Annotated in this window: 22 protein-coding genes; 8 read left to right on the top strand and 14 right to left on the bottom strand. The window is 70.8% G+C overall.

The window, feature by feature from the left end:
* Positions 1-36: 36 nt before the first annotated feature.
* Positions 37-660, top strand: a complete 624-nt coding sequence (locus ABT403_RS05030; protein ID WP_344160323.1) for a GNAT family N-acetyltransferase — start codon at positions 37-39, stop codon at positions 658-660.
* 90 nt (positions 661-750) lie between these two features.
* Here ABT403_RS05030 and trxA read toward each other — a convergent pair whose 3' ends face one another.
* The 7 genes from trxA to ABT403_RS04995 form a co-directional block, all read right to left on the bottom strand.
* A complete protein-coding gene (gene trxA / locus ABT403_RS05025; RefSeq protein WP_344160326.1) occupies positions 751-1,089 on the bottom strand; it encodes a thioredoxin in 339 nt (112 codons plus the stop codon).
* Positions 1,090-1,136: 47 nt separating this feature from the next.
* Positions 1,137-2,096: a thioredoxin-disulfide reductase gene (trxB, locus tag ABT403_RS05020; RefSeq protein WP_344160329.1), complete on the bottom strand. Its 960-nt coding sequence runs from the start codon at positions 2,094-2,096 to the stop codon at positions 1,137-1,139.
* Between the two features lie 147 nt (positions 2,097-2,243).
* Positions 2,244-3,215: an RsmA family anti-sigma factor gene (locus ABT403_RS05015; protein ID WP_344160332.1), complete on the bottom strand. Its 972-nt coding sequence runs from the start codon at positions 3,213-3,215 to the stop codon at positions 2,244-2,246.
* Positions 3,212-3,913: an RNA polymerase sigma factor SigM gene (sigM, locus tag ABT403_RS05010; protein ID WP_344160334.1), complete on the bottom strand. Its 702-nt coding sequence runs from the start codon at positions 3,911-3,913 to the stop codon at positions 3,212-3,214. The genes ABT403_RS05015 and sigM overlap by 4 nt, the downstream gene beginning before the upstream one ends.
* A 25-nt stretch (positions 3,914-3,938) precedes the next feature.
* Positions 3,939-5,663, bottom strand: coding sequence for a protein kinase family protein (locus ABT403_RS05005; protein ID WP_344160337.1), 1,725 nt, complete (start codon positions 5,661-5,663; stop codon positions 3,939-3,941).
* Positions 5,664-5,780: 117 nt separating this feature from the next.
* The gene (gene murJ / locus ABT403_RS05000) at positions 5,781-7,955 is read right to left on the bottom strand and encodes a murein biosynthesis integral membrane protein MurJ (protein ID WP_344160340.1); all 2,175 of its coding nucleotides are present in this window, start codon (positions 7,953-7,955) and stop codon (positions 5,781-5,783) included.
* Positions 7,956-8,001: 46 nt separating this feature from the next.
* A complete protein-coding gene (locus ABT403_RS04995; RefSeq protein WP_344160343.1) occupies positions 8,002-10,266 on the bottom strand; it encodes a DUF6049 family protein in 2,265 nt (754 codons plus the stop codon).
* A gap of 197 nt (positions 10,267-10,463) precedes the next feature.
* Here ABT403_RS04995 and ABT403_RS04990 point away from each other — a divergent pair, with 197 nt between their 5' ends.
* Positions 10,464-11,939, top strand: a complete 1,476-nt coding sequence (locus ABT403_RS04990) for a CCA tRNA nucleotidyltransferase (RefSeq protein ID WP_344160346.1) — start codon at positions 10,464-10,466, stop codon at positions 11,937-11,939.
* A gap of 35 nt (positions 11,940-11,974) precedes the next feature.
* On the opposite strand, the gene ABT403_RS04985 is transcribed toward ABT403_RS04990, so the two are convergent.
* The 3 genes from ABT403_RS04985 to ABT403_RS04975 form a co-directional block, all read right to left on the bottom strand.
* The gene (locus tag ABT403_RS04985) at positions 11,975-13,252 is read right to left on the bottom strand and encodes an MFS transporter (RefSeq protein WP_344160349.1); all 1,278 of its coding nucleotides are present in this window, start codon (positions 13,250-13,252) and stop codon (positions 11,975-11,977) included.
* Positions 13,253-13,368: 116 nt separating this feature from the next.
* Entirely contained in the window at positions 13,369-14,451 is a 1,083-nt protein-coding gene (locus tag ABT403_RS04980; RefSeq protein ID WP_344160352.1) for an inositol-3-phosphate synthase, read from the bottom strand.
* A gap of 50 nt (positions 14,452-14,501) precedes the next feature.
* Complete coding sequence (locus tag ABT403_RS04975; protein ID WP_344160356.1) at positions 14,502-15,101, bottom strand: PadR family transcriptional regulator; 600 nt, start codon at positions 15,099-15,101, stop codon at positions 14,502-14,504.
* A gap of 277 nt (positions 15,102-15,378) precedes the next feature.
* On the opposite strand from ABT403_RS04975, the gene ABT403_RS04970 reads away from it, so the two are divergent.
* Positions 15,379-17,946 (top strand): transglycosylase domain-containing protein, encoded by a 2,568-nt coding sequence (locus ABT403_RS04970; protein ID WP_344160359.1) that lies wholly within the window; start codon positions 15,379-15,381, stop codon positions 17,944-17,946.
* Positions 17,947-18,031: 85 nt separating this feature from the next.
* Complete coding sequence (locus tag ABT403_RS04965; RefSeq protein WP_344160362.1) at positions 18,032-19,519, top strand: glycosyltransferase family 87 protein; 1,488 nt, start codon at positions 18,032-18,034, stop codon at positions 19,517-19,519.
* Positions 19,520-19,560: 41 nt separating this feature from the next.
* Here ABT403_RS04965 and ABT403_RS04960 read toward each other — a convergent pair whose 3' ends face one another.
* The 3 genes from ABT403_RS04960 to ABT403_RS04950 form a co-directional block, all read right to left on the bottom strand.
* Positions 19,561-20,592: an alanine racemase gene (locus tag ABT403_RS04960; RefSeq protein ID WP_344160365.1), complete on the bottom strand. Its 1,032-nt coding sequence runs from the start codon at positions 20,590-20,592 to the stop codon at positions 19,561-19,563.
* Positions 20,593-20,665: 73 nt separating this feature from the next.
* Positions 20,666-21,784: a lipid II:glycine glycyltransferase FemX gene (locus tag ABT403_RS04955; RefSeq protein ID WP_045945395.1), complete on the bottom strand. Its 1,119-nt coding sequence runs from the start codon at positions 21,782-21,784 to the stop codon at positions 20,666-20,668.
* Positions 21,785-21,915: 131 nt separating this feature from the next.
* Positions 21,916-22,227 carry a hypothetical protein gene (locus ABT403_RS04950; protein WP_344160370.1) on the bottom strand — a complete coding sequence of 104 codons (312 nt, stop codon included), beginning with the start codon at positions 22,225-22,227 and terminating at the stop codon, positions 21,916-21,918.
* Between the two features lie 252 nt (positions 22,228-22,479).
* Here ABT403_RS04950 and rpsF point away from each other — a divergent pair, with 252 nt between their 5' ends.
* The 4 genes from rpsF (at position 22,480) to rplI (ending at position 24,178) form a co-directional block, all read left to right on the top strand.
* Positions 22,480-22,770 carry a 30S ribosomal protein S6 gene (gene rpsF / locus ABT403_RS04945; RefSeq protein WP_007265254.1) on the top strand — a complete coding sequence of 97 codons (291 nt, stop codon included), beginning with the start codon at positions 22,480-22,482 and terminating at the stop codon, positions 22,768-22,770.
* Positions 22,771-22,842: 72 nt separating this feature from the next.
* On the top strand, positions 22,843-23,433 hold the full coding sequence (locus tag ABT403_RS04940; RefSeq protein ID WP_060177162.1) for a single-stranded DNA-binding protein: 591 nt from the start codon (positions 22,843-22,845) through the stop codon (positions 23,431-23,433).
* Between the two features lie 43 nt (positions 23,434-23,476).
* Entirely contained in the window at positions 23,477-23,713 is a 237-nt protein-coding gene (rpsR, locus tag ABT403_RS04935; protein WP_005315025.1) for a 30S ribosomal protein S18, read from the top strand.
* Between the two features lie 18 nt (positions 23,714-23,731).
* A complete protein-coding gene (gene rplI, locus ABT403_RS04930; RefSeq protein WP_045945398.1) occupies positions 23,732-24,178 on the top strand; it encodes a 50S ribosomal protein L9 in 447 nt (148 codons plus the stop codon).
* A gap of 87 nt (positions 24,179-24,265) precedes the next feature.
* Here the strand turns inward: rplI and ABT403_RS04925 are convergent, their stop codons facing one another.
* Complete coding sequence (locus ABT403_RS04925; protein WP_344160377.1) at positions 24,266-25,603, bottom strand: MATE family efflux transporter; 1,338 nt, start codon at positions 25,601-25,603, stop codon at positions 24,266-24,268.
* Positions 25,604-25,778 lie beyond the last annotated feature (175 nt).

Genomic DNA, 25,778 nt, shown 5'->3' with positions numbered 1-25,778 from the left:
CTCGAAGAAGCAGGGGGCAGTGGTTACGATGCGGTCATGGGTCGTCGGCTCGTACCGCTCACTCTGGACAATCTCCAGGACCTGCCCAGGCGTTGCCGGAGCTGTGTGTTCTGGGAGCTCGATCCCGTCACCGGCGAGGCCGCCGTGAAAGCGGGAACCGCGGAGCTGGAGAAGGAGGCCTGGATCTCCGCCGTCCTGCTGGACTGGGGTTCCTGCGGCCGGGTGGTCTACGTGGACGAGGTCCCGGTGGGCTTCGTCCTCTACGCCCCGCCCGCCTATGTGCCGCGCGCCGCATCCTTCCCGACGAGCCCCGTCTCCCCGGACGCGGTGCAGCTGATCACGGCCTGGATCATGCCGGGCTATCAGGGGCAGGGCCTGGGACGGGTGATGGTGCAGACGGTCGCCAAGGACCTGCTGCGCCGGGGGTTCAAGGCGATCGAGGCCTTCGGCGACGCCCGTTGGGAGAGGCCCGCCTGCCTGCTGCCCGCCGATCACCTGCTGTCGGTGGGCTTCAAGACCGTACGCCCCCATCCGGTGTATCCGCGGCTGCGGCTGGAGCTGCGCTCGACGCTGTCGTGGAAGGAAGACGTGGAGCTGGCCCTGGACCGGCTGCTGGGCGGGGCGAGGGCGCGGAAGGAACCGGCACTGCGGCCGCTGTGACGGCCCCCGGGTATGCGAACGGGGCCGCCCCCCGGGAGGGGGCGGCCCCGTTTCACGTGAAACATCCCCGGCCGTAGCCGGGGGCGGGCCTTAGGCCTTGACCTGGATGAAGCCGTCCAGGTCGCGCAGGATGGCGGCCTTCGGCTTGGCGCCGACGATGGTCTTGGCGACCTCGCCGCCCCGGTAGACGTTCAGGGTCGGGATGGACATGACGCCGTACCGGGCGGCCGTGGCCGGGTTCTGGTCGATGTTGAGCTTGACGATCTCGATCTGGTCGCCGTACTCGGCCGCGATCGCCTCCAGCGACGGGGCGATCTGGCGGCACGGACCGCACCACTCGGCCCAGAAGTCCACGAGCACGGGCTTGTCGCTGCCGAGGACCTCGGCGTCGAAGTCGGCGTCAGTCACGTTCTTGAGGGTGCCGGCCACAGCGGCCTCCTTCTTTCCTGCGGGGTGGGGTGTAGGGGTGGAGCGGGTCAGACGGTCGCGGCGGCGGGCTCGGCGTCCGAGAGGGCCGCGAGGAAGCGCTCCGCGTCGAGAGCGGCGGAGCAACCGGTGCCGGAGGCGGTGATCGCCTGACGGTAGGTGTGGTCCACGACGTCGCCGGCGCCGAAGACACCGGGGACGTTGGTGCGCGTCGAGGGGGCGTCGACCTTGAGGTAGCCCTCGTCGTCCAGGTCGAGCTGACCGGTGAACAGCTCGGTGCGCGGGTCGTGGCCGACGGCGATGAACAGGCCGGTCACGGGCAGCTCGGAGGTCTCACCGGTCTTGGTGTTGCGCAGCGTCAGGCCGGAGAGCTTCTGCTCGCCGTGGATCTCGGCGACCTCGCTGTCCCAGGCGAAGCTGATCTTCGGGTCGGCGAAGGCGCGGTCCTGCATGGCCTTGGAGGCGCGGAGGGAGTCACGGCGGTGGACGATCGTGACGGACTTGGCGAAGCGGGAGAGGAAGGTCGCCTCCTCCATCGCGGTGTCGCCGCCGCCGACCACGGCGATGTCCTGGTCCTTGAAGAAGAACCCGTCGCAGGTCGCGCACCAGGAGACGCCGCGTCCGGAGAGCGCGTCCTCGTTGGGCAGACCGAGCTTGCGGTGCTGGGAGCCGGTGGTGACGATGACGGCCTTGGCGCGGTGCACCGTGCCGGCGGTGTCGGTGACGGTCTTGATCTCACCGGTGAGGTCCACGGAGACGATGTCGTCCGGCACGAGCTCCGCGCCGAAGCGCTCGGCCTGCGCACGCATGTTGTCCATGAGGTCCGGGCCCATGATGCCGTCCCGGAAGCCCGGGAAGTTCTCGACCTCGGTGGTGTTCATCAGCGCGCCGCCCGCGGTCACGGCACCCTCGAAGACCAGGGGGTTGAGCGAAGCGCGTGCGGTGTACAGGGCGGCCGTGTAACCGGCCGGCCCGGAGCCGATGATGATCACGTTTCGTACGTCGCTCACGGGTTCTTTCCTCGTCTCTGCGGACTTCGTGGTGCCTACCGGGGGCCGGTGCGGACTCTCACCCCACCCAACGGATCCTACGGCGCCCGCATTCCCCGGCCGTCACCCTCTGCCTCCGAATGTGCCGGGAGACGCACCCGCCTTCCTTCAGCCGCGCGGATACGTCCGGGTGACGAGGGGCTTTCCCGGGGTTCCGGAAGGGCTGTCCGTGCAGCCGGAGGCCACGAGGTAGGCGTCCACCAGTGCGGGGTCCTCCGCGTGCGGCAGGACGACGAGATAGACGGGCGTGCCCTCGTAGCGGCCCGGTTCCGCGGCGAGGGGGGTCTCGGTGCGGCCCGTGGCCCGCTGCACGCAGGGGGGCACGGAGGCCGGGGCCGGCTCGGGCGAGCCAGGCCGCTCGGCGGGGGCCAGACCGGGGGAGGCGTTCTCCAGCTCCATGGTCCGGTTCGAGTCCCCGGGCGTGGTCTTGGGGGTGTTCGCGGCGGGCCCGGCGGCCAGCAGCCGGCGGACGTTCTGCTGGAGCCCCTGAGCGGTGTACTCGCCGGGGGCGGCGGAGCCGGCGGCCCGGACGGTGTTGCTGCTCGTCGTGGTGTCGTGGGCGCCGGGTCCGGTCAGTCCGTTGAAGAGGAGGACGCCGAGGACGCAGGCGGCCGCCCCGGCGAGGCCGGTGAGGACGGCGATCCGGCGGCGGGCGCGGCGACGGCCGGGGCCGGTTGCGCCGGACGGGTGACCGGCGGGCCGGCGCCCGGCCCGGACCGGGACGGTCCCGTCGGGGGCGCCCCCGGCGGCGGCAGGAGGAACGTCCGCCGTGGCGCGCGGCCCGGGAGCGGGCAGGGCCTCGGCCCGGGAGGCGGTGGAGTCGAGCAGCGCCTCGGCGGCGAGGGCCGCGTCGATGCGCCCGGCGATGTCTGAGGGCATCCGCGGCGGTCCGGGCAGGGTGCCCAGCAGGGAGCGGATCTCCTCCAGGGAGGCGAGGACGTCGGCGCACAGGGCGCAGTCCGCGAGATGGCGGCGGACCTCGGCGGCGCGGGAGGGGGACAGGAGCCCTTCGGTCAGGTCGGAGATCTCCGAGACCTCCGGGTGCCGGATCGTGCCGGCAGTTCCGGTCGTGGGGGTCACGGTCGTCCACCTCCGCCCTTCACAGGGTCTGGGTCTGGTTCTGGATGCCTGGGGTCTGCCGCAGATGGGACGGGTGCCCCCGGCGTCCGGTTCCTTCCCCGCTCGGTGGCGGTGTTATCCCCGGCATTCGTGCGCAGATGAGTGAGGAGCGGGAGGAGTTTGGCCCGGCCGCGGGCGCACCGGCTCTTCACGGTCCCGACGGGTACGTCGAGCACGGCGGCGGCTTCGGCGACGGGGTACCCCTGCATGTCGACGAGGACGAGGGCGGCCCGCTGGTCGGCGGGGAGGGTGGCGAGGGCGGCCAGGAGCTGGCGGTGGAGGTCCCGGCGTTCCGCGGGGGCCTCGGCGGACTCGTGGGGCTCCAGGAGGCGTTCCAGGCGGTCCGTGTCGTCGAGGGGCGCGGTCCGGCGGGAGGCGGCCTTGCGGGCACGGTCCAGGCAGGCGTTGACGGTGATCCGGTGCAGCCAGGTGGTCACCGCGGAGTCCCCGCGGAAGGTGTGGGCGGCCCGGTAGGCGGAGACCAGGGCGTCCTGGACGGCGTCGGCCGCCTCCTCCCGGTCGCCGAGGGTCCGCAGTGCGACGGCCCACAGCCGGTCGCGGTGCCGCCGCACCAGCTCGCCGAAGGCCTCCGGGTCCCCGGCGACGTGCAGGGCCAGGAGTTCCTGGTCGCTGCGGTCGCCGGCTGCGGCTTCGTCCAACGGTGAGCCCCTCCCCTGCCGTGCGTCAGCCCTTGAACTTCACGTCCGTGATGCCCTGCTTGTAGCCGGCGCCGCTGTAGTCGTCGTAGCCCGCGTAGGGCATCTCGGTGATCCACAGCAGCACGTAGCGGGTTTTGACCGGCTTGTCCGTGCTCAGCTTGGCGCTGTTGTCCTTGGTGGTCGTGCCCGCGATCTTCTTCTTCGAGTCGGTGGCGTTCTTGAGCGACGGCGACGTCGAGTCGACGGCGTAGAGCGTCAGCGTGGTGTGGTCGCCCCCGTGCCTGAGCCCTATCGAGGCCTCGCTGACCTCCTGCTCGGAGCCGAGGTCGTAGATGATTCCGACGCCGGGCTTGATCACGATCTTCGGGCCGTCGGAGAAGCTCTTGGTCCGCCAGTAGCTGGAGGTGTCCCCGTCGTAGGTCTTGCCGACGTCGGCGGCGTTCTGCGGGGTGCCGTCGGGGGCGTATTCCTTCGCGTCCTTGATGGGGAGGGCGGAGGCAGGAGCCTTCTTCTCCGGGGCGGGGCCCTGCTGCTGGGGCTGGGTGGTCTCGCTGTTGTTCTGCTTGCCGTGGTCCAGGAGGGCGTCGGCCAGCTGCCAGCTGCCCAGGCCCAGGGCGGCGATCAGCAGGGCGGCGACGCCCCACTTGAGGGCACGGCCGGTACGGCTCTGCAGCGGGGGCGGCGGGGGGACGGGTGCGGCGATCTTCGTCGTCGGCATGCCGACGGGAGCCGGCCGGCCGTAGCTGCCCTGCTGGTAGGTGGTGTGCTGGTACTCCGGCGGAGCCGTGAAGGCGGGCTCCGGCGGCCGGATGCGGGGCATCGCGGCGACGGCCTTGGCCAGCTCCTCCGGGGTGGTGCAGGCGGGCTCCTGGCGGGACGCGGTGGCCCCGTCGTTGGCGAGGGCGCGCATGGCGAGCTCGCCGAGACCCCGGTGGACGCCGGCCCGGACCTGGTCGGGGGCGAGCAGGCCGACGCCCTTGGGCAGGCCGCGCAGGCCGTAGGCGTCGTTCTCGTACGGCCAGCGCTGGGTGAGGGCGGCGTACAGCAGCGCGCCGATGGCCTCGGTGTCGGCCCGCTGCGGGGTGTCGCTGGTGATGCCGCGCAGGGCGGCGTTCACGGCGAGGCCGCGGATGCGGTACTGGCCGGTGGAGGTACGGAGTATCGCGCTCGGCGTCAGGCGCAGGTGGGCCAGGCCCTCGCGGTGGGCTGCGGCCATAGCCTGGGAGACCTGGCTGACCAGCTGGTAGGCCTCGTGGGGCTCCAGCGTGCCGTCGGCGAGGACGGCGGTGAGTTCGGTGGCGTCGGGCAGCCACTCGTGGACGACGTAGACGAGGTCGTTCTCCTCGACGGCGTCGAGGACCTGGACGAAGCGGGGGTCGCCGAGCAGCGCGGAGGAGCGGGCCGCCGCCAGGACGGTGCGGGCCCGGGGGTGGTCGGCGGGAAGCAGGTGGACCCCGACGGCCCGGCGCAGCTTCTCGTCCATGGCACGCCAGCTGCTGAATCCGTCCAGACGGGTGACGCACTCCTCGAGGCGGTAGCGCCGCGCGAGCTTGTGGCCGCTGTGGAGTTCGGGCGCGGCCGCGGGTGCCGCGCTTCTGCGTTCGCCGTCCTTCTCGGGCATGGGCTCGTCCGCGGCTCGTCCGTTCTGGGTGTCCACCCCGTCGGCCGTGGCCTTGGCCGCATCTGCGGCCAGCGGCTGGTCGCCGCTGTTGTCGGCCACGTCGACGGCAGCTGTGCTACGTTCCGCCACCGTCGTCCCTGCCTCCCCATCCGTTGCGCGCTGTCGGCCAGTCTGCGAAGCCATGCCAATTGTGCCCACAGTCCGGCGCTATGCACGACACGCGATGGGGCCCGACGGTTGTGCGCATCAGCGTCCCAGTCGGCCGCGGACCATTCCGACCATGGAGTTGAGCTCTTCGATCCGCATGCGCTTGGCGGCGATGAGGAACACGGCCCCCAGCACGATGCCGCCGGCGACGAGGGCCGCGAGGGAGCCGAGGGCCCCGCTGCCCAGGACGTGCATGACCCCGTAGGCGGCGGCGCCGCCGGCCGCGGCGGCCGGGACGCACGCGCCGATCAGGCGGGTGTAGGTGCGCATCACGTGGGCGCCGTCGAGGTCGCCGCCGAGACGGGACTTGAGGCGGCGCCAGGCCACGCCGACGCCGACCACGTAACCGAGGCCGTAGGCGGCGGCCATGCCGACGACCGCCCAGCGCGCGGGCAGGACGAAGTAGGCGAGGGCCGAGACGCCGGCGTTGACCGCCGCGACGATGACCGTGTTGTAGAAGGGGGTCCGGGTGTCCTCGTAGGCGTAGAACCCGCGCAGGACCACGTACTGGACCGAGTACGGGATCAGGCCGAGGCCGAAGGCCATCAGGACGTAACCGATGTTGACGGCGTCCTTGCCGGCGCTGGCGTAGAGCAGGGTGGCCATCGGGACGCCGAGCGCGAGGAAGGCGAAGGCGCAGGGCACGATGGCGACGGCCGAGGTGCGCAGGCCGTAGGAGATGTCGTCGCGGACGGCGGCGGCGTCGCCGTCGTGGGCGGAGCGGGAGATGCGCGGCAGGACGGCCGTCATGACGGAGACGGTGATGATGGCCTGCGGCATCTGCCACAGCAGCAGGGCGTAGTTGTAGGCGGTGATGCCGGTACCGCCGTGGCCGGCCTTCTCGGCGGCGGTGCCGGCCGCGGTGGCCAGCTGGGTGACGACGACGAGGCCGATCTGGTTGGCGAGGACGAAGAAGAACGTCCACTTGGCCAGCCCGGCCGCCTTCCCGAGGCCGTGGCCCTTCCAGTCGAAGCGCAGGCGCGGCTTGAAGCCGGCGTCGCGCAGGTAGGGCAGCATCGCGAGGGACTGGACGGCGAGGCCGAGCAGGGTGCCGATGCCCAGGAGGCGGACGCCCTCGGGGGTGATGGTCGCCTCCGAGACCCCGGAGGCGGTGAAGCCGCCGAAGGCCCAGATGAAGGCGCCGAACGTGGCGATGACGACGATGTTGTTGAGGACCGGGGTCCACATCATCGCGCCGAACCGGCCCCGGGCGTTGAGGATCTGACCGAGCACCACGTGGACGCCCATGAAGAACATCGTGGGCAGGCAGTAGTGGGCGAACGCCACCGCGACGTCGAGGCGCTTCGGATCGCCGGCGATCGTCGGGGACATCATGCGGATGAAGAGCGGGGCGGCGAGGACGCAGACGGTGGTCACCGCGCCCAGGAGCGTGATGACGAGGGTGAGCAGGCGGTTGGCGTAGGCCTCGCCGCCGTCGTCGTCGTTCTTCATGGCGCGGACGAGCTGCGGGATGAAGACCGCGTTCAGGGCGCCGCCGCCGACGAGGACGTAGATCATCGTCGGCAGGGTGTTGGCGACCTGGTAGGAGTCGTTGAGGGTGGCGACGCCGATGGCACCCGCGATGACCAGGGTGCGGGCGAAGCCGGTGATGCGGGAGACGATCGTGCCCGCCGCCATCAGCGCGCTGGACTTGAGCAGGCTGGCCGCCTTGCCGGCGGGCTTGCTCGGGGCCGGCGCGGCGACGGGGGCCTCCTCGGCCGGAGCGCCGGGGGCCGCCTGCTGGTCGCGGTAGAGGTGGGTGAAGGCGTCGGGCTCGGGCTGCTCGTCCGAGGCGGCCGTCACGAGCGAGTCCACCCCGACGAACTGCGTGGTCGCCGCGTGGTCGCCGTAGGGCAGGTGGCGGGAGGGGCCGTCCGGCTCGGGCGGCGGGGTCTGGGCCCAGACGCGCGGGTCGGGGCCGTGCGAGGGCGCCTGCGGGGCCGCGTAGAGCGGGCCGGGCTCCTGGAAGGTGCCGGGCGGCGGCGGGGGGTGCGAGGCCCGGTCGTAGAGGACCTCGGCCACCGGGTCCTGGGCCGACAGGTCCTGCGACCGGTACGGGTCGCGGTCGTAGGCGTCCTGGACGTACGGGTCGTGGTCCGGCGCGGGCGCGGGCGGCGGAACCTGCCCGGGCACCGGAGTGCCGGGGGCAGTGCCCTGGGAGGGCCCAGGCCCGCCAGCGCCCTGCGCGCGGTCACCGTCGTACGGCGCGTTCATCGCAACCCCACCTCATCGTCCCCAGGCCGACCGGCCACGGCATCGCTCAACGGTCCACTGTCTCACCCGTTCCGGACCCCTCTGTGCTTTGCGGTCCGGTGTCCGTGCTCTCGTCACTCGGCTGCGTGCTCTCCTCGGCGGCCGCCCGGGCGGCGACCCGCTTGCGGCTGGCGTACATCTTGATGCCGGCCAGGACGAGGAGGAGCACGCCGCCCGCGATGACGAGCATGACGGTGGGGGTGATCTCGGTGGCCTCGACGGTGAACCTGCGTTCCTTGCCGTACGGCACGCCGTCCTTCGTGAACAGGCGTGCGGTGACCTCGACCGGACCACTCGCGGTGGCGTTGGCGGTGAACTTTACCGTCTGGCTGTGGCCGCCCTGAACGGTGACTTCCTGTTCCGATTCGCCGCCGTCGCCGACCATCAGACGGGTCGGGTTGGCGGACTTCACCCTCAGTACCAGGTTGTGTACGTCCTGGACGAGGCTGTTCTGGACGCTGACCGGGATCGTCGCGCTATGTCCGGACAAGGTGGCGTCGGACTTGGGGATGACCTTGACCTTGTCGGTCAGCCCCACCAGGTAGGACTGCACCTCGTCGCGGTAGCGGTCGGCCTCCTCGGGGCGGCCGCGCCAGGACGTGGACATCTCGCGGTTGGTGGTGTTGCCGAAGGGGATCTCGACCCGGTCCGGCGCCGTGAGGATGACCTTGAAGTGGTCCAGGGTGCTCTGGGTGGTGCGGATCTTCTCGAACGCCGACACCGGGAGCTCCTGCCTGCTCAGGGCTTCCGGGTACTGGCCCGCGCCGGGGACCTGGGTCGCGGCGCCGGGGTCGGGCTTGGCGGCGGCGGCCGCCTCCAGGTCGGAGGGCTGGGTCCAGCGCGCCGCCTGGAGCCCGCGCAGGGCGATGGCCATCGAATCGGCCTGGCTGGCGGAGGGGCGGCGCTGGGGCGCGACGACGTAGCTGCGCGGCTCGTCGCCGTTCTGCAGGTTCAGCGCCAGGCTGTGGGCGAGGAACCGCTGCACGGCGAGCGTGGAGTTCCCGGCGCTGGCCATGTCGCCCTCGAAGGCCGTGGACAGGGAGGCGTCGGCGACCACGGCGGTGGTGCCCGCGCCGATGGGGCGGGCGGCGCTCGGCGTGTAGCCGAGGGAGCCTGTCTCCTGGAGGCTGTCGCTGCGGGTCAGGACGTTGTGGGCGCCGGCTGAGGTGGCGACGTTCACGATCGACGGGTCGATCGCGCCGTCGACGGGCCAGGAGAAGTCGGTGGAGGCGGGCACGTGCAGCACCGTCTCGACGGCCTGCTTCGCCTTGTCTGTGGCGGGCCGCAGCTGGCCCAGGGTGCCGGAGACGTCCTTGCCGCGGTGGGCGAGGGAGGCGATGTCGGGGTCCGCGAACGGCAGGGCGACGACCTTCTTGCCCTGGACGGCCTGCTCCAGGGAGCTCAGCCACTGCTCGGCGACGGCCTTGCTGCGGCCCTGGACGGGCTTCGCGCCGTCGGCGCCGCGCACCCGGTAGCCCTTGGTCATCGCGTCGACGGTGGCCAGCAGGTCCGGGTCGATGACCCAGGTGACGGGCAGGTCCTTGCCGAGCGAGACCATCCGCTCCAGCCGGCCGCCCGGCCGCAGCTCCTCGGCGAGGGAGTCGTCCATGAAGACGGGGGTCTGGACCTCGTCCGAGCCGGTCTCGGCGGTGACGCGGGTCGTGGAGATCAGCGGCCACACGTAGGTGAGGGAGGACCGCTTGGCGGCCGGGTCCGGCTGCCAGGGCAGGAAGGTCCGCTGGATGCCGAGCACCTGCTCGGACGGGCGGCTCTCGGTCGACCCGGAGACGGAGACGCCCAGCTGGTAGACGCCGTCGGCACCCAGGTCCAGCTTGTTCACCGGCACCTTGATCGTGAAGGGCTGGCCGACCTTCGAGGGGAGGGAGTCGATCTTCACGGCGAAGGCCGGGTCGATCTCGCCCGGGTCCGCCCCCGGCCGGAAGCCCTTGCGGTCCGCGACCTCGTCGATGGCCGAGCGGTCGCCCACCATGGGGCCGACCCGCAGTCCGACGTGGGCCCCCTTGACCGTCTCGCGGCCGTTGTTGACCACGGTCCCCTGGATGGTCAGCGTGTCGCTCTTGACCGGTGCACTGGGCGAGACCTCGGACAGCTGGACGTCCACGGTGGACTCGGCGGCCTGGGCCACGGGGGCGGGGGCGTAGATCAGAGCGGCCAGTACCGGCGTCCCGCTCAGCAGGACGACCGCCCGCCGCAGCCATCGGCGCCGGGCAGGGACGGAGGCCGCCCCCTGGATTTCTGCCGCCTCGGCCACGCGCTCACCAGTCCCTCGAAGTGTCAGTGGTCGTCGGTTCTGCGTCCACGCATGGTAACGAGGCGCGCTGTGCGCGAGTGCCGCGCCTTGCTCCACAAGATCCGTTCCGGATCGGTTCCGGTTCCCGGCTCCGGCGCGGTCCCGCCCGGGAGAAACCGGGCGGCCCCCGGCGGGCGGGGCACGTACCCTTTTCTGTTGTGCCGAACGCCAATGAAGACAACCCCAGTGCCCTGAGTCAGGTGCAGCGCCGCGCGGTCAGTGAACTGCTGCGGGTCGCACCCGTCGCCGACGAGCTCGGCCGCCGGTTCCAGGAGGCGGGCTTCCGCCTCGCCCTGGTCGGCGGGTCCGTACGCGACGCGCTGCTCGGGCGTCTCGGCAACGACCTCGACTTCACCACCGACGCGCGTCCCCAGGACGTGCTGAAGATCATGCGTCCGTGGGCGGACTCCGTCTGGGACGTCGGCATCGCCTTCGGCACGGTCGGCGCCCAGAAGGCCGCCGGCGTCGGGGACGCTTCCCGGAACTTCCAGATCGAGGTCACGACGTACCGCTCCGAGGCGTACGACCGCACCTCCCGCAAGCCCGAGGTCTCCTACGGCGACTCGATCGAGGAGGACCTGGTCCGCCGGGACTTCACCGTCAACGCCATGGCCCTGGCCCTGCCGGAGCAGCGGTTCGTCGACCCGCACGGCGGTCTGGAGGACCTGGCCGCCGGCGTGCTGCGGACGCCCGGAACCCCGGAGGACTCCTTCTCCGACGACCCGCTGCGCATGCTGCGCGCGGCCCGGTTCGCCGCGCAGCTGGACTTCGAGGTCGCCCCCGAGGTGGTGGCGGCCATGAAGGCGATGGCCGACCGAATCGAGATCGTCTCGGCGGAGCGGGTACAGGCCGAGCTGAACAAGCTGCTGCTCTCCGACCACCCGCGCAAGGGTCTGGCGCTCCTGGTCGACACCGGTCTCGCCGACCGGGTCCTGCCGGAGCTGCCCGCGCTGCGGCTGGAGAGTGACGAGCACCACCGCCACAAGGACGTCTACGACCACTCGCTGATCGTCCTGGAGCAGGCGATCGCGCTGGAGGAGGACGGCCCGGACCTGGTCCTGCGGCTCGCGGCCCTGCTGCACGACATCGGCAAGCCGCGTACGCGCCGCTTCGAGAGCGACGGCCGGGTCTCCTTCCACCATCACGAGGTGGTGGGCGCGAAGATGACCAAGAAGCGCATGACGGCGCTGAAGTACTCGAACGACATGATCAAGGACGTGTCCCGGCTGGTGGAGCTGCACCTGCGGTTCCACGGCTACGGGGACGGCGAGTGGACCGACTCCGCGGTGCGGCGCTACGTGCGCGACGCGGGTCCGCTCCTGGACCGGCTGCACAAGCTGACCCGGTCCGACTGCACCACCCGCAACAAGCGCAAGGCCAACGCGCTCTCCCGGACCTACGACGGCCTGGAGGAGCGGATCGCGCAGCTCCAGGAGCAGGAGGAGCTGGACGCGATCCGCCCCGACCTGAACGGCAACGAGATCCAGCAGGTCCTGGAGATCGGTCCGGGGCCGGCGGTGGGCAAGGCCTACGCCTTCCTGCTGGAGCAGCGGCTGGAGAACGGCCCGATGGAGCGCGAGGCCGCGGTGGCGGCCCTCAAGCAGTGGTGGGCCGAGCAGGCCTCCCAGGGCTGACCCGTCGATGTTTCACGTGAAACGGTGCCCGTGTTTCACGTGAAACATCGCTCCCGCCGACTCCTGCGGCGCAGGAACACGGCCGCACCGGCGTAGATCAGGGCCGTGGTCATCAGCAGGGCCACGGACCGGCCGTCGGCGGGGAGCATCAGCGAGGAGACCGCGGCCGCCCCGACGAAGGCCACGTTGAACAGCACGTCGTAGACGGAGAAGACCCGGCCCCGGTAGTCGTCGTCCACCCGGGACTGCACCACCGTGTCGGTGGAGATCTTCGCCCCCTGGGTGGCGACGCCCAGGGCGAAGGCGGTGACGAGCATCGGACCGGGGGCGAAGAAGAGGCCGAGGGCCGGTACGAGGACGGCCGCTCCGGCCGCGCAGGCGGTGATCCAGCCCAGGGGCCCGAGCCGGCCCACGAGCCAGGGGGTCACCACGGCGGCCGCGAAGAACCCGGCTCCGGAGACCCCGACGGCGATCCCCAGCAGGGCCAGGCCGCCGGCCTCGTCGTCCGACCAGGAGTAGCGGCAGAGCATCAGCAGCATCACGGTCAGGGCCCCGTAGGCGAACCGCATCAGCGTCATGGCGGTGAGGGCCCGGGCGGCCTCCCGTCGCTCGGCCAGGTGCCGCAGCCCCTCGGCCATGCCCCGGACGGTGAGCACGACCCCTTCGGCGACCGACGGGCGGGTCCCGCCGGGAGGGTGATCGGGCCCCAGGAGGCCGGCGGCCAGCCGCAGGGCCACCAGCCCCGCGCACAGATAGAGGCCGGCGCCGACCAGGACGACGAGGGCGTTGGATCCCGAGGCCAGCAGCCGTACGAGGAAGGCCAGGCCGCCGCCGGCGACGGCCGCGAGGGTTCCGGCAGTGGGTGAGAGGGCGTTGGCGGTCACCAGTTGCTCGGCCTCCACGACATGGGGCAGGGAGGCGGCGAGACCGGCGAGGACGAAGCGGTTGACGGCGGTCACGGACAGCGCCGAGGCGTAGAAGAGCCAGTCGGGTACGTGCGCGACGATCAGCACGGCGGTGACGCAGGCGAGGAGCGCGCGGAGCAGGTTGCCGTAGAGGAAGACCTGGCGGCGGCGCCAGCGGTCCAGCAGTACCCCGGCGAAGGGGCCGATGGCGGAGTAGGGCAGCAGGAGTACGGCCATGGCCGAGGCGATGGCGGCGGGCGAGGTCTGCTTCTCCGGCGAGAAGACCACATAGGTGGCCAGCGCGACCTGGTACGTCCCGTCGGCCGCCTGGCACAGCAGCCGTACGGCGAGCAGGTTGCGGAAGTCCCTCCGGCGCAGGAGTACGCGCAGATCACGTACGACAGGCATGTGGGCAAGGGTCACATACACCGAGGGTCTCCGGACACATAGTCCGGAGACCCTCGGTGGAAGAAGCGTCGAAGTGCAGGTGTCCCGGGGGACCCTGGACCCGACCGGGGCGCTGACTAGCGCTCGACCTCGCCCTTGATGAACTTCTCGACGTTGGCCAGGGCCTCGTCGTCGAAGTACTGGACCGGCGGGGACTTCATGAAGTAGCTGGAGGCCGACAGGATCGGGCCGCCGATGCCGCGGTCCTTGGCGATCTTCGCGGCGCGCACGGCGTCGATGATGACACCGGCGGAGTTCGGGGAGTCCCACACCTCGAGCTTGTACTCGAGGTTCAGCGGGACGTCGCCGAAGGCGCGGCCCTCGAGGCGGACGTAGGCCCACTTGCGGTCGTCGAGCCACGCGACGTAGTCGGACGGGCCGATGTGGACGTTCTTCTCGCCGAGCTCGCGGTCGGGGATCTGCGAGGTGACGGCCTGGGTCTTGGAGATCTTCTTCGACTCGAGGCGGTCGCGCTCGAGCATGTTCTTGAAGTCCATGTTGCCGCCGACGTTGAGCTGCATGGTGCGCTCGAGGCGGACGCCGCGGTCTTCGAACAGCTTGGCCATCACGCGGTGCGTGATGGTCGCGCCGACCTGCGACTTGATGTCGTCGCCGACGATCGGGACACCGGCCTCGGTGAACTTGTCGGCCCACTCCTTGGTGCCGGCGATGAAGACCGGGAGGGCGTTGACGAACGCGACCTTGGCGTCGATGGCGCACTGGGCGTAGAACTTCGCCGCTTCCTCGGAACCGACCGGGAGGTAGCAGACGAGGACGTCGACCTGGCGGTCCTTGAGGACCTGGACCACGTCGACCGGGGCCTCGGAGGACTCCTCGATCGTCATGCGGTAGTACTTGCCGAGACCGTCGTGGGTGTGGCCGCGCTGGACCGTGACGCCCTTGTTCGGAACGTCGCAGATCTTGATGGTGTTGTTCTCGCTGGCGCCGATGGCGTCCGAGAGGTCCAGGCCGACCTTCTTCGCGTCGACGTCGAACGCGGCGACGAACTCGACGTCACCGACGTGGTAGTCGCCGAACTGGACGTGCATCAGACCCGGGACCTTGCTGGCCGGGTCGGCGTCCTTGTAGTACTCGACGCCCTGCACCAGCGAGGCGGCGCAGTTGCCCACGCCGACGATGGCTACGCGAACCGAACCCATTCCGGTTGCTCCCTGTTTGTTCTCGGAACGAGGCCTGCGAGATGCAGGTCTCACTTTGTTTCGTCGGACGGACCGGGTCGTCTCTGGTCCCGTCCCGCCCTCTCGCTCTCGATGAGCTCGTTCAGCCAGCGCACTTCACGCTCGACGGATTCCATTCCGTGCCGCTGCAGCTCGAGCGTGTAGTCGTCCAGGCGCTCCCGTGTGCGGGCGAGCGAGGCGCGCATCTTCTCCAGGCGCTCCTCCAGCCGGCTGCGACGGCCCTCCAGCACGCGCATCCGCACTTCTCGTTCGGTCTGGCCGAAGAAGGCGAAGCGGGCGGCGAAGGACTCGTCCTCCCAGGTGTCGGGGCCGGTGTGGGAGAGGAGCTCTTCGAAGTGCTCCTTACCCGCTGCCGTCAACCGGTAGACGATCTTGGCGCGGCGCCCTGCGAGTGAAGCGGCGAGAGCGTCTTCCGGGGCGTTTCCCGGTTCTTCGATCAACCAGCCGTTGGCGACCAGCGTCTTGAGGCAGGGATAGAGAGTCCCGTAGCTGAACGCCCTGAATACCCCCAGCGAGGTGTTGAGCCGCTTGCGAAGCTCGTAGCCGTGCATGGGGGATTCGCGAAGCAGGCCGAGGACGGCGAACTCGAGGATGCCTGAGCGCCTGCTCATCCGCCTGCCCCTCTCCGCCTGCCTCTGAGTTTTATGCCGAGCTGATGTATCGGCTCGATACATCCAGACCATAGATCGGGCCGCTTCCGGCGACAAGCCGAGACATGGTGACCGGCGTCACATCACCAATTCGTACGACGCAAGTTGCCTGATTTGGGGTGAACTTCGGCACTGGTTGGGTTTTGACCGTGCGTAGGCTGTGCGGCAGGACCACCGGGGGGAACCGGAATCACCTGCCGCTTCCAGGCCACTCGCCTGCCCGAGGAGTAGTCGTTCGATGAGCGAGCACCGCCGCAAACCGTCGCAGCCCGAAGGCGGCGGCCGCGCCGCGTCACGCCGCGCTGCCCCGCAGCGCCCCGGACGGGGCTCCGCGCCCGGACGGGAGACCCCTGCCGCACCGCCCGGCGGACCCTCCGCGGACCGCGGCGCCCACGGCAGCCGCGCCGACGCCCGCCGGGCCGCCCAGCGCCCCGCCGCCGGACGAGGACGCCCAGGTGGGAAGGGTGGTGGCGGTCGCAAGCGGTTCATCGACTACCCCCGTGCCGGGAAGGCCGGCTGGAAGCGGTTCGTGCCCTCCTGGAAGCTGGTCGGCGGTACCGTACTCGGCTTCTTCGCCTTCATCATCGCCGGGGCCGGCGTCGGTATCGCCATGGTCGGCACCCCGGACGCCAACAAGGCGGCCAAGGCGCAGAACAACGTCTTCCAGTGGGCCGACGGCACCCAGATGGTGGCCACCGGCGGGTCCACGAACCGCCAGATCGTCCCGATCGACCAGATTCCGATCTCCATGCGGAATGCGGTGATCGCGGCCGAGAACGAGTCCTTCGAGACGGACAAAGGCGTCGATCCCATGGGTATCGCCCGCGCCGTGGTGAACATGGCCACGGGCGGTTCGACCCAGGGTGGCTCCACCATCACTCAGCAGTACGTCAAGAACACCTACCTCGACTCCGAGCAGACGCTCAAGCGCAAGGTCACCGAGCTCTTCATCGCGATCAAACTGGGTGCCACCGAGGAGAAGGACACGGTCCTCGCGGGGTACCTGAACACCGCCTACTTCGGCCGTGACGCCTACGGCATCCAGGCCGCGGCCCGCGCCTACTTCGGCAAGGACGCCAAGGACCTCAACCCGTCCGAGAGCGCCTTCCTCGCCTCCCTGCTCAAGGGCCCCAACCTCTACAACCCCGACGGCGGCGTCGGCTCCGCGGCCACTCCCGAGGCCAACGAGAAGCGCGCCCGGGCCCGCTGGGCGTGGGTGCTCGACCGTGAGGTCGCCGTGCACCGCATGGAGCAGTCCGAGCGGGACAAGTACAAGGAGTTCCCCGCCCGGGTCGACCTCGCCCAGGCGAGCGGCATGTCCGGCCAGACCGGCTACCTCGTCGAGGTGGCCAAGGCGTACGTCATGAAGACGGCCGACATCAGCGCCGAGCGGATGGCCCTCGGCGGCTACACGATCCGGACCACCTTCCAGAAGCCCAGGGTGGACGCCCTGTCCAAGGCGGTCGAGGACACCCGCAACGACTTCCTCGACGAGAAGAAGCGGCCCGAGTACGACACCTTCGTGCAGTTCGGGGCCGCCTCCGTCGACGTGAAGACCGGGGCGATCGTCGCCCTGTACGGCGGGCCCGGCTGGGACCACAAGTACTTCGCCAACAACGCCAACACCTCCGGCGTCCCGGTCGGCTCGACCTGGAAGCCGTACGTGCTGGCGGCGGCCATGGAGTACGGCACGCAGAACTCCAAGGGCTCGGGCATCTCGGCCGCCAGCAAGTACAACGCCAACGACCTCACGGTGATCAACGACCGCTCGGGCAAGCCGCTGCTCGGCCCCGACGGCCAGCCGTTCAAGCAGAAGAACGAGAGCGAGTACCCGTACGGCTACGTGACGCTGAACGAGGCGATGGAGAAGTCCATCAACGTCCCCTTCGCCCAGCTCGTCTTCGACGTCGGCCACAGCAAGGTCCGCCAGGTCGCGAAGTCCACCGGCATCCTGGAGGAGTCGATGGACGAGAACAACAACGCCTCGTTCGCCCTCGGCACCTCGACGCCCAGCGCGATCCGCATGGCCGACTCCTACGCCACCTTCGCGGCGTCCGGCACGCACCACGAGCCCTTCTCCGTGCTCCAGGTCAAGAAGGACGGCAAGGAGGTGCCGGGGTTCCAGGCCCCCAAGGAGTCCCGGGCCATGGACAACTCGGTCGCGGACAACATCACCAAGGTGCTGCGCAACGTCGTGGAGAACGGCACCGGCACCAAGGCGAAGAAGCTGGGCCGGCCCGCCGCGGGCAAGACCGGTACCACGGACCAGAACAAGTCGGCCTGGTTCGTCGGCTACACCCCGGAGCTGTCGACCTCGGTCACCCTCTTCCGCAACGACCCGAACTCCAAGGACAAGAAGCTCATGTCCATGAACCACGTGGGCGGTGTCGACTCCATCCACGGTGGTGACATCCCCGCCGTGATCTGGACCGAGTACATGCGCGAGGCCCTCAAGGGCAGCCCGGTCAAGGACTTCCCGGAGGCCGAGGACACCGGCGTCGTCGCCGACGCCGCCGGCGCCCCCTCGCCGAGCCCCTCGGCCTCGGCGTCCGTGTCGCCCTCGCCGTCGACGTCCGTGTCGCCCTCGCCGTCCACGTCCGTGTCGCCCTCCCCCTCGCAGGGGAAGCCGTGCAAACCCAAGCCGTGGAACCTGTGCGACCCGCAGACCGCGGCCGGTACGAGCACCGGAGCCGGCGGCGGCACCGGCGGGAGCACCGACGTGCCCTCCCCGCCCGCCACCGGCCGCCCGGGCCGCAACCAGGGCGGTACGACCAACTGGGGCAGCATCATGGGCACCCAGGGCTGACCCGCCCCGCCCGCACCACCGAGGGCCGTCGCACACCGTGCGGCGGCCCTCCCCCGTGGCCGGGCCGGTACGGCAGGATGAGCCCATGACCAAGGTGCACGAGGACCGGCCGCCCGTATCGCCCACGGGGCAGGACGAGGTCGCCGCCGCCGGCAGCGAGCTCATCGGCGGGCCGGCCGGCCGGCACGTCCGGCCCGGCGGCCACTGGCTGACCCCCGTCCGCGTCGTGGTCCTCGTGGCCCTCGGCATGTTCGCGCTGGGCATGGTGCAGAAGCTGCCGTGCTACGACTGGGCCTGGTTCCAGGGGGCGGGCTCGCAGTACACGCACGCCTGCTACTCAGACATCCCCCACCTGTACTCCGCCCGGGGCTTCGCCGACGGCCTCGTGCCCTACCGCGACAAGTTCCCGGACCTGGCGGTCGACCCGAAGTACGGGGGCATGCAGTACCTGGAGTACCCGGTCCTCACCGGCGCCTTCATGCAGGCCGCCTCCTGGCTGACCCCCTCGTCCGGGGCCATCCAGCACCGCGAGCAGATGTACTGGATGGTCAACGCGGGCATGCTGATGGCCTGCGCCGCCGTCATCGCCGTCTGCGTGACCCGGACCCACCGCCGCCGCCCGTGGGACGCCCTGCTCCTCGCCCTGGCCCCGGCCTTCGCGCTCAACGCGACCATCAACTGGGACCTCCCGGCCGTCGCCCTCGCCGCCGCCGCGATGCTGATGTGGTCGCGGAGCCGCCCGCTGGCCGCCGGCGTCCTCATCGGCCTGGCGACCGCGGCCAAGCTCTACCCCGTGCTGCTGCTCGGCGTGCTGTTCGTCCTGTGCTGGCGGGCCGGGAAGTGGCGGGCCTTCGGGGCCGCCGCCGGCGGCGCGGTCGTCTCCTGGCTCGTGGTCAACCTGCCGGTGATGCTCTACGCCTGGGACGGCTGGAAGCGGTTCTACGTCTTCAGCCAGGACCGGCCGATCGACTTCGGCTCCGTCTGGCTGCTGATCTCCCAGCGCTCCGGCAACCCCCTGGACGGGGCCAACACCTACGCGACCGGGCTGACCCTGCTGCTGTGCCTGGGCATCGGCGTGCTGACGCTGACGGCCCCCCGGCGGCCCCGCTTCGCCCAGCTGGCCTTCCTGGTCGTTGCCGCCTTCATCCTGGCCAACAAGGTCTACTCACCGCAGTACGTGCTGTGGCTCGTCCCGCTCGCGGCGCTGGCCCGGCCGCGCTGGCGCGACTTCCTGATCTGGCAGGCCGGCGAGGTCGCCTACTTCCTGGGGATCTGGTTCTACCTCGCCTACACGACCAGCGGGGACAAGCACCAGGGGCTGCCGCTGGAGGGCTACCAGCTGGCCATCGCGATCCACCTGCTGGCCACGCTCTACCTGTGCGGGGTCGTCGTACGGGACATCCTGCTCCCCGAGCGGGACGTCGTACGGCGCGACGGCTCGGACGACCCGTCCGGCGGGGTCCTCGACGGGGCCGAGGACGTCTTCGTGCTCGGGGACAAGGCGAAGGCGCCGCGGTACGCGGCGCCTTCGGAGGGACGGCGGGTCGACTGGGGCGTGGAGCCCCGGGACTGACCGGGGCCGGGCCGGACGCTCCCGGCCCGGCGGGACCGGGCTCAGGCGTCGAGCACCCGGTCGAACTGCGTCGTGGTGTGGCGCAGGTGGGCCACCAGCTCGTCGCCCACCTTCGGCTCGGTCGCGTCCGAGGGCACGAACAGGATCGACACCTGCATGTGCGGGGGCTCGGCGAACCAGCGCTGCTTGCCCGCCCAGACGAAGGGCGAGAGATTGCGGTTGACGGTGGCCAGGCCCGCCCGGGCGACGCCCTTGGCGCGCGGCATCATCCCGTGGAGGGCCTTGGGAGCCTCCAGGCCCACGCCGTGCGAGGTGCCGCCGGCGACGACGACCAGCCAGCCGTCGGAGGCGGCCTTCTGCTGGCGGTAGCCGAACCGGTCGCCCTTGACCACGCGCGTGACGTCCAGGACGGCCCCCCGGTACTGGGTGGCGTCGTGGTCGCCCAGCCACAGCCGGGTGCCGATGCGGGCGCGGAAGCGGGTCTGCGGGAACTGCTGCTGGAGCCGGGCCAGCTCCTCGGCCCGCAGGTGGCTGACGAACATGGTGTGCAGCGGCAGCCGGGCCGCGCGCAGCCGGTCCATCCAGCCGATGACCTCCTCGACGGCGTCCGAGCCGTCGGGGCGGTCCAGCGGCAGGTGCAGGGCGAAGCCCTCCAGCCGGACGTCCTCGATCGCCGACTGGAGCATCCCGAGGTCCTGCTCCGAGATGCCGTGGCGGCGCATCGAGCTCATGCACTCGATGACCACGCGGGCGCCGACCAGGCCGCGGACCCCGTCCACCGAGGCCACCGAGCGGATCACCCGGTCCGGCAGCGGCACCGGCTCCTCGCCCCGCCGGAAGGGGGTGAGGACGAGCAGGTCGCCGCCGAACCGGTCCTTGATGCTCGCGGCCTCGTACGTGGTCCCGACGGCCAGGATGTCGGCGCCCATCCGGGTCGCCTCCTCGCACAGCCGCTCGTGGCCGAAGCCGTAGCCGTTGCCCTTGCAGACGGGGATCAGACCGGGGAACTGGTCGATGATCGTCTTCTGGTGCGCACGCCAGCGCGCGGTGTCGACGTAGAGCGTGAGCGCCATGCCCGTCCGGAGCCTCTCTCGGATAGCTGCGAGGTGCAGCGGTGCGGTGTGTGTGGAAGGGGCGGGGTGGGGGTCAGCGGCGCGACATGTAGATGTCGAGCGCCTTGTGCAGCATCTTGTTGAGCGGGAAGTCCCACTCGCCGACGTACTCGACGGCCTCGCCGCCCGTACCGACCTTGAACTGGATCAGGCCGAACAGGTGGTCGTTCTCGTCCAGGGTGTCACTGATGCCGCGCAGGTCGTAGACGCTGGCGCCGAGCGCGTACGAGTCGCGCAGCATGCGCCACTGCATGGCGTTCGAGGGCCGGACCTCGCGCTTGTGGTTGGCGGAGGCGCCGTAGGAGTACCAGACGTGCTGGCCGACCGTCAGCATCGTGGCGGCCGCGAGCGGTTCGCCCTCGTGCTTGGCGATGTACAGGCGCATGCGGTTGGGGTCCTCGGAGTTGAGGGCCGTCCACTGGCGCTGGAAGTAGCTGAGCGGGCGCGGGCGGAACTTGTCGCGCTCGGCGGTGATCTCGTAGAGGTACTGCCAGGTCGGCAGGTCCTCGTAGCCGCCCTGGACGACCTCGACTCCGGCCTTCTCGGCCTTCTTGATGTTGCGGCGCCACAGCTGGTTGAAGCCCTTGAGGACGTCGTCCAGCGAACGGTTCGCCAGCGGCACCTGGAAGACGTAGCGGGGCTGGACGTCGCCGAAGCCGGCGCCGCCGTCCTCGCCCTGCTGCCAGCCCATGCGGCGCAGCTTGTCGGACACCTCGAAGGCGCGGGGCTCGATGTACGAGGCCTCCACGTCACGCAGGCGCTTGACCTCGGGGTCCTGGATGCCGGCCTTGATGGCGGCGGAGTTCCAGCGGCGGATGACGACGGGCGGGCCCATCTTCACGGTGAAGGCGCCCTGCTGCTTGAGGTGCGCCAGCATCGGCTGGAGCCATTCCTCCAGGTTGGGGGCGTACCAGTTGATGACCGGGCCCTCGGGGAGGTAGGCGAGGTACCGCTTCACCTTGGGCAGCTGGCGGTACAGGACGAGGGCGGCGCCGACGAGTTCACCGGACTTGTCGAACCATCCCAGGTTCTCCGAGCGCCACTCGTTCTTGACGTCGGCCCACGCCGGGACCTGGCAGTGGCTAGCCGAGGGCAGGCTCTGGAGGTACGCCAGATGCTGCTCTCGGCTGATGGTGCGCAGGGACAGGCTCATGCGGGTTGTCTCCTCGGGCGGCTTCGCTGCTATGGCGCGAAGCCTACTGCGACGGGGGCGCCACCCATCTGGGGGACGGGCCGTAGCCCGGGCCGGTGTCCGGCCGGCGCCCCGCCGAGGAGGTCCCCCGGTCAGCCCAGCCAGCCGCCGAAGAGGCCGCCGTGCGCCATTCCGAGGAAGAAGCCGATCCCAGCCGCGCCAAGGCCGATGATCAGTGCGAAGCGCTCGCGCGTCGTCGCGGAGATGAACTGGCCGTACGCGCCGGTCACGATCCCGATCAGCCCCGTCCAGGAGCTGAGCAGGTGCAGATTGTGGAAGAACGCAGTGACGAACGCCACGGCGCCGAGGATCAGGGTGACCGCCACCAGGGTGTCCTGGAGGGGGTGGGGCTTGCCGTCGGTCGCGAGCAGGGAGATGGGCGGACGATCCATTGCCTGTGCCATCGGAAGGCACCTCCTGGCTGGAGCAGAGCGGTGCGGCGACGCCGCCTCCGGCCTGGGCCGAGGGCATAGCACCGAGCACACCCGGTGCCTACAGATTGTGGCCCCCTCCCGCCGGATTTCAACCGGAAGGAGTCGAGCAGGTAGTCTGTACGGTCTGCGCGGTGTCTGCTCTCGGACGCCGTGCGGCACGCATCACGACCCTCCTGCCACGGAACGACCGTGGCCGCTGAGTCCAAAGGAGGTGGGTTCCACATGCGTCACTACGAAGTGATGGTCATCCTCGACCCCGATCTCGAGGAGCGCGCCGTCGCCCCCCTGATCGAGAACTTCCTCTCCGTCGTCCGTGAGGGCAACGGAAAGGTCGAGAAGGTCGACACCTGGGGCCGTCGTCGTCTCGCTTACGAGATCAAGAAGAAGCCCGAGGGCATCTACTCGGTCCTCGACCTGCAGGCCGAGCCTGCGGTCGTCAAGGAGCTCGACCGCCAGATGAACCTGAACGAGTCGGTTCTCCGGACCAAGGTCCTTCGCCCCGAGACCCACTGAACTCCGGTTCAGCGGTAATCGGGACCGAGTAGCACAGCAGCCCAGCAGCAATCCCCGCCGAGAGGTTCATCCATGGCAGGCGAGACCGTCATCACGGTCGTCGGCAATCTCGTCGACGACCCCGAGCTGCGCTTCACCCCCTCGGGTGCGGCGGTCGCGAAGTTCCGTGTCGCGTCCACCCCCCGCACCTTCGACCGTCAGACCAACGAGTGGAAGGACGGCGAGAGCCTGTTCCTGACCTGCTCGGTGTGGCGGCAGGCGGCCGAGAACGTCGCCGAGTCCCTCCAGCGGGGCATGCGCGTCATCGTGCAGGGCCGGCTGAGGCAGCGGTCGTACGAGGACCGTGAGGGTGTCAAGCGCACGGTCTACGAGCTGGACGTCGAGGAAGTCGGCCCCAGCCTGAAGAACGCCACGGCCAAGGTCGCCAAGACCACCGGTCGCGGTGGCCAGGGTGGATACGGCGGCGGCGGTCAGCAGCAGGGCGGCGGCGGTGGCTGGGGCGGAGCCCCCAGCGGCGGCCAGCAGGGCGGCGGAGCTCCCTCCGACGACCCGTGGGCGTCCAGCGCGCCGGCCGGTGGCCAGCAGCAGGGCGGCGGCGGGGGCGGCTGGGGCGGAAGCTCCGGCGGCTCCGGCGGTGGCTACTCGGACGAGCCGCCCTTCTAAGGGCAGCTCCACCCCCACTTCTTGATCACACAGGAGAGACACAATGGCGAAGCCGCCTGTGCGCAAGCCTAAGAAGAAGGTCTGCGCGTTCTGCAAGGACAAGACCGCGTACGTGGACTACAAGGACACGAACATGCTGCGGAAGTTCATTTCCGACCGCGGCAAGATCCGTGCCCGCCGCGTTACCGGCAACTGCACGCAGCACCAGCGTGACGTCGCCACGGCCGTGAAGAACAGCCGTGAGATGGCGCTGCTGCCCTACACGTCCACCGCGCGCTAAGGAAAGGGTGACCGACTAATGAAGATCATCCTGACCCACGAGGTCTCTGGCCTCGGTACCGCCGGCGATGTCGTCGACGTCAAGGACGGTTACGCTCGCAACTACCTGGTCCCGCGTGGTTTCGCGATCCGCTGGACCAAGGGTGGCGAGAAGGACGTGGCGCAGATCCGCCGCGCCCGCAAGATCCACGAGATCGCGACCATCGAGCAGGCCAACGAGGTCAAGGCCCAGCTCGAGGGCGTGAAGGTCCGTCTGGCCACCCGCGCGGGTGACGCCGGTCGTCTCTTCGGTTCCGTCACCCCGGCCGACATCGCCACGGCGATCGAGGCTTCCGGTGGCCCGAAGGTCGACAAGCGCCGCGTGGAGCTGGGCTCCCCGATCAAGACCCTCGGTTCGTACCAGGTCTCCGTGCGTCTGCACGCCGAGGTCGCCGCGAACGTGGGCATCGAGGTCGTCGCCGCCTAAGGGCAGCGCATGAAGGGCCGCACCCCTCCGGGGGTGCGGCCCTTCGTCGTCTCCGGGGCGACGTTTCACGTGAAACATCGCCTCCGGTCAGCGGGTGGCGCCCGCCACCAGCCAGCGGCCCGAGCGGGCGCGCAGCTGGAGGGTGGCCATCCTGACCAGCATCATCAGCGTCATGGCCCACCAGAGCGTCGTCAGTCCGCCGCCGACGACGGGGACGAGCAGGGCCGCCGGGGCGAACACGGCGAGGGTCAGCAGCATGGCCCGGGCGAGGTAGGGGCCGTCACCGGCGCCCATCAGTACTCCGTCGAGGACGAACACGACCCCGCAGACGGGCTGGGCCAGGGCCACGACCAGCAGTGCGGGGAGCAGGGCGTCCTCGACCACGGGGTCCGCGGTGAACAGCGGAATGAACACCGGGCGCGCCAGGACGACCAGCAGGCCCAGCACGACACCGGAGCCGATGCCCCACCGCACCATGCGGCGGCAGACGGCCCGGGCCCCCTCGGTGTCGCCGGCGCCCAGGTAACGGCCGATGATGGCCTGCCCGGCGATGGCGATGGCGTCCAGGGCGAAGGCGAGCAGGCTCCACAGGGACAGCACGATCTGGTGGGCGGCGATGTCGGCGTCCCCCAGCCGGGCCGCGACGGCGGTCGCGATCATCAGGATGGCGCGCAGCGACAGGGTGCGGACCAGCAGCGGTACGCCCGCCTGGGCACAGGCCCGGATGCCGGCCGCGTCGGGCCGCAGGGAGACTCCGTGCCGGCGGGCGCCCCGGACCACCACCCAGAGGTAGGCGGCGGCCATGGCGCACTGGGCGATGACCGTGCCCCAGGCCGATCCCGCGATGCCGAGCCCGGCTCCGTAGACCAGGGCCACGTTCAGGGCGCCGTTGAGGGCGAAGCCGCCGATGGCCACGTAGAGCGGGGTCCGGGTGTCCTGGAGCCCGCGGATGACCCCGGTGGCGGCCAGCACCATGAGCATGGCCGGGATGCCGAGTGCGGAGACGCGCAGGTAGGTGACGGCGTAGGGGGCGACGGTGTCCGAGGCGCCGAAGAGGGAGATCAGCCAGGGCGCGGTGGGCAGGACGACGGCGACGACGGCCGCGCCGAGCAGGAGGGCGAGCCAGATGCCGTCCATGCCCTGCCGGATGGCCGCCCGGAGGTCGCCGGCGCCCACCCTGCGGGCGACGGCGGCGGTGGTGGCGTAGGCGAGGAAGACGAAGACGCTCACGGCGGTGGTGAGGAGCGCGGCGGCGACGCCGAGGCCGGCCAGCTGAGGGGTGCCGAGGTGGCCCACGATGGCGCTGTCGGCCATCACGAAGAGGGGCTCGGCCACGAGAGCGCCGAAGGCGGGCAGGGCCAGCGCGAGGATCTCGCGGTCGTGCCGTCTCGGGGCGGCCTTCTCTGCTGTGGGGGCCTGTGTCATGTGCCCAATCTAATCTTCCACAGGTAATGGGTGCAAGGGTCCATGGATCATTACCACGGCGCTGACTTGGACGTTCGCGGCGGACCGTTGGGGGCGATCTTGGGGCAGGGGCCAAGAATTTTCCGCGCGGCTCCCCGTGGACGATAAAATCGCAGGTCAGAGGCGGTGTCTGGGC

It is taken from the genome of Streptomyces sp. NPDC000075, assembly GCF_040301925.1.
In the GTDB taxonomy this organism is placed as follows: Bacteria; Actinomycetota; Actinomycetes; order Streptomycetales; family Streptomycetaceae; genus Streptomyces; species Streptomyces polychromogenes.
This window is presented reverse-complemented; position numbering and strand designations above follow the sequence as displayed.

Coding starts and splice junctions, on each gene's coding strand:
- ABT403_RS04960 (WP_344160365.1), bottom strand. CDS start 20,592: ATGGCGCTCACGCTCTACGTCGACACCGCGCGCTGGCGTGCGCACCAG.
- ABT403_RS04980 (WP_344160352.1), bottom strand. CDS start 14,451: ATGGGTTCGGTTCGCGTAGCCATCGTCGGCGTGGGCAACTGCGCCGCC.
- rpsF (WP_007265254.1), top strand. CDS start 22,480: ATGCGTCACTACGAAGTGATGGTCATCCTCGACCCCGATCTCGAGGAG.
- ABT403_RS05030 (WP_344160323.1), top strand. CDS start 37: ATGGGTCGTCGGCTCGTACCGCTCACTCTGGACAATCTCCAGGACCTG.
- ABT403_RS04940 (WP_060177162.1), top strand. CDS start 22,843: ATGGCAGGCGAGACCGTCATCACGGTCGTCGGCAATCTCGTCGACGAC.
- rpsR (WP_005315025.1), top strand. CDS start 23,477: ATGGCGAAGCCGCCTGTGCGCAAGCCTAAGAAGAAGGTCTGCGCGTTC.
- ABT403_RS04975 (WP_344160356.1), bottom strand. CDS start 15,101: ATGAGCAGGCGCTCAGGCATCCTCGAGTTCGCCGTCCTCGGCCTGCTT.
- ABT403_RS04985 (WP_344160349.1), bottom strand. CDS start 13,252: ATGCCTGTCGTACGTGATCTGCGCGTACTCCTGCGCCGGAGGGACTTC.
- ABT403_RS04955 (WP_045945395.1), bottom strand. CDS start 21,784: ATGAGCCTGTCCCTGCGCACCATCAGCCGAGAGCAGCATCTGGCGTAC.
- ABT403_RS04950 (WP_344160370.1), bottom strand. CDS start 22,227: ATGGCACAGGCAATGGATCGTCCGCCCATCTCCCTGCTCGCGACCGAC.
- murJ (WP_344160340.1), bottom strand. CDS start 7,955: ATGAACGCGCCGTACGACGGTGACCGCGCGCAGGGCGCTGGCGGGCCT.
- ABT403_RS04970 (WP_344160359.1), top strand. CDS start 15,379: ATGAGCGAGCACCGCCGCAAACCGTCGCAGCCCGAAGGCGGCGGCCGC.
- ABT403_RS04925 (WP_344160377.1), bottom strand. CDS start 25,603: ATGACACAGGCCCCCACAGCAGAGAAGGCCGCCCCGAGACGGCACGAC.
- rplI (WP_045945398.1), top strand. CDS start 23,732: ATGAAGATCATCCTGACCCACGAGGTCTCTGGCCTCGGTACCGCCGGC.
- ABT403_RS04965 (WP_344160362.1), top strand. CDS start 18,032: ATGACCAAGGTGCACGAGGACCGGCCGCCCGTATCGCCCACGGGGCAG.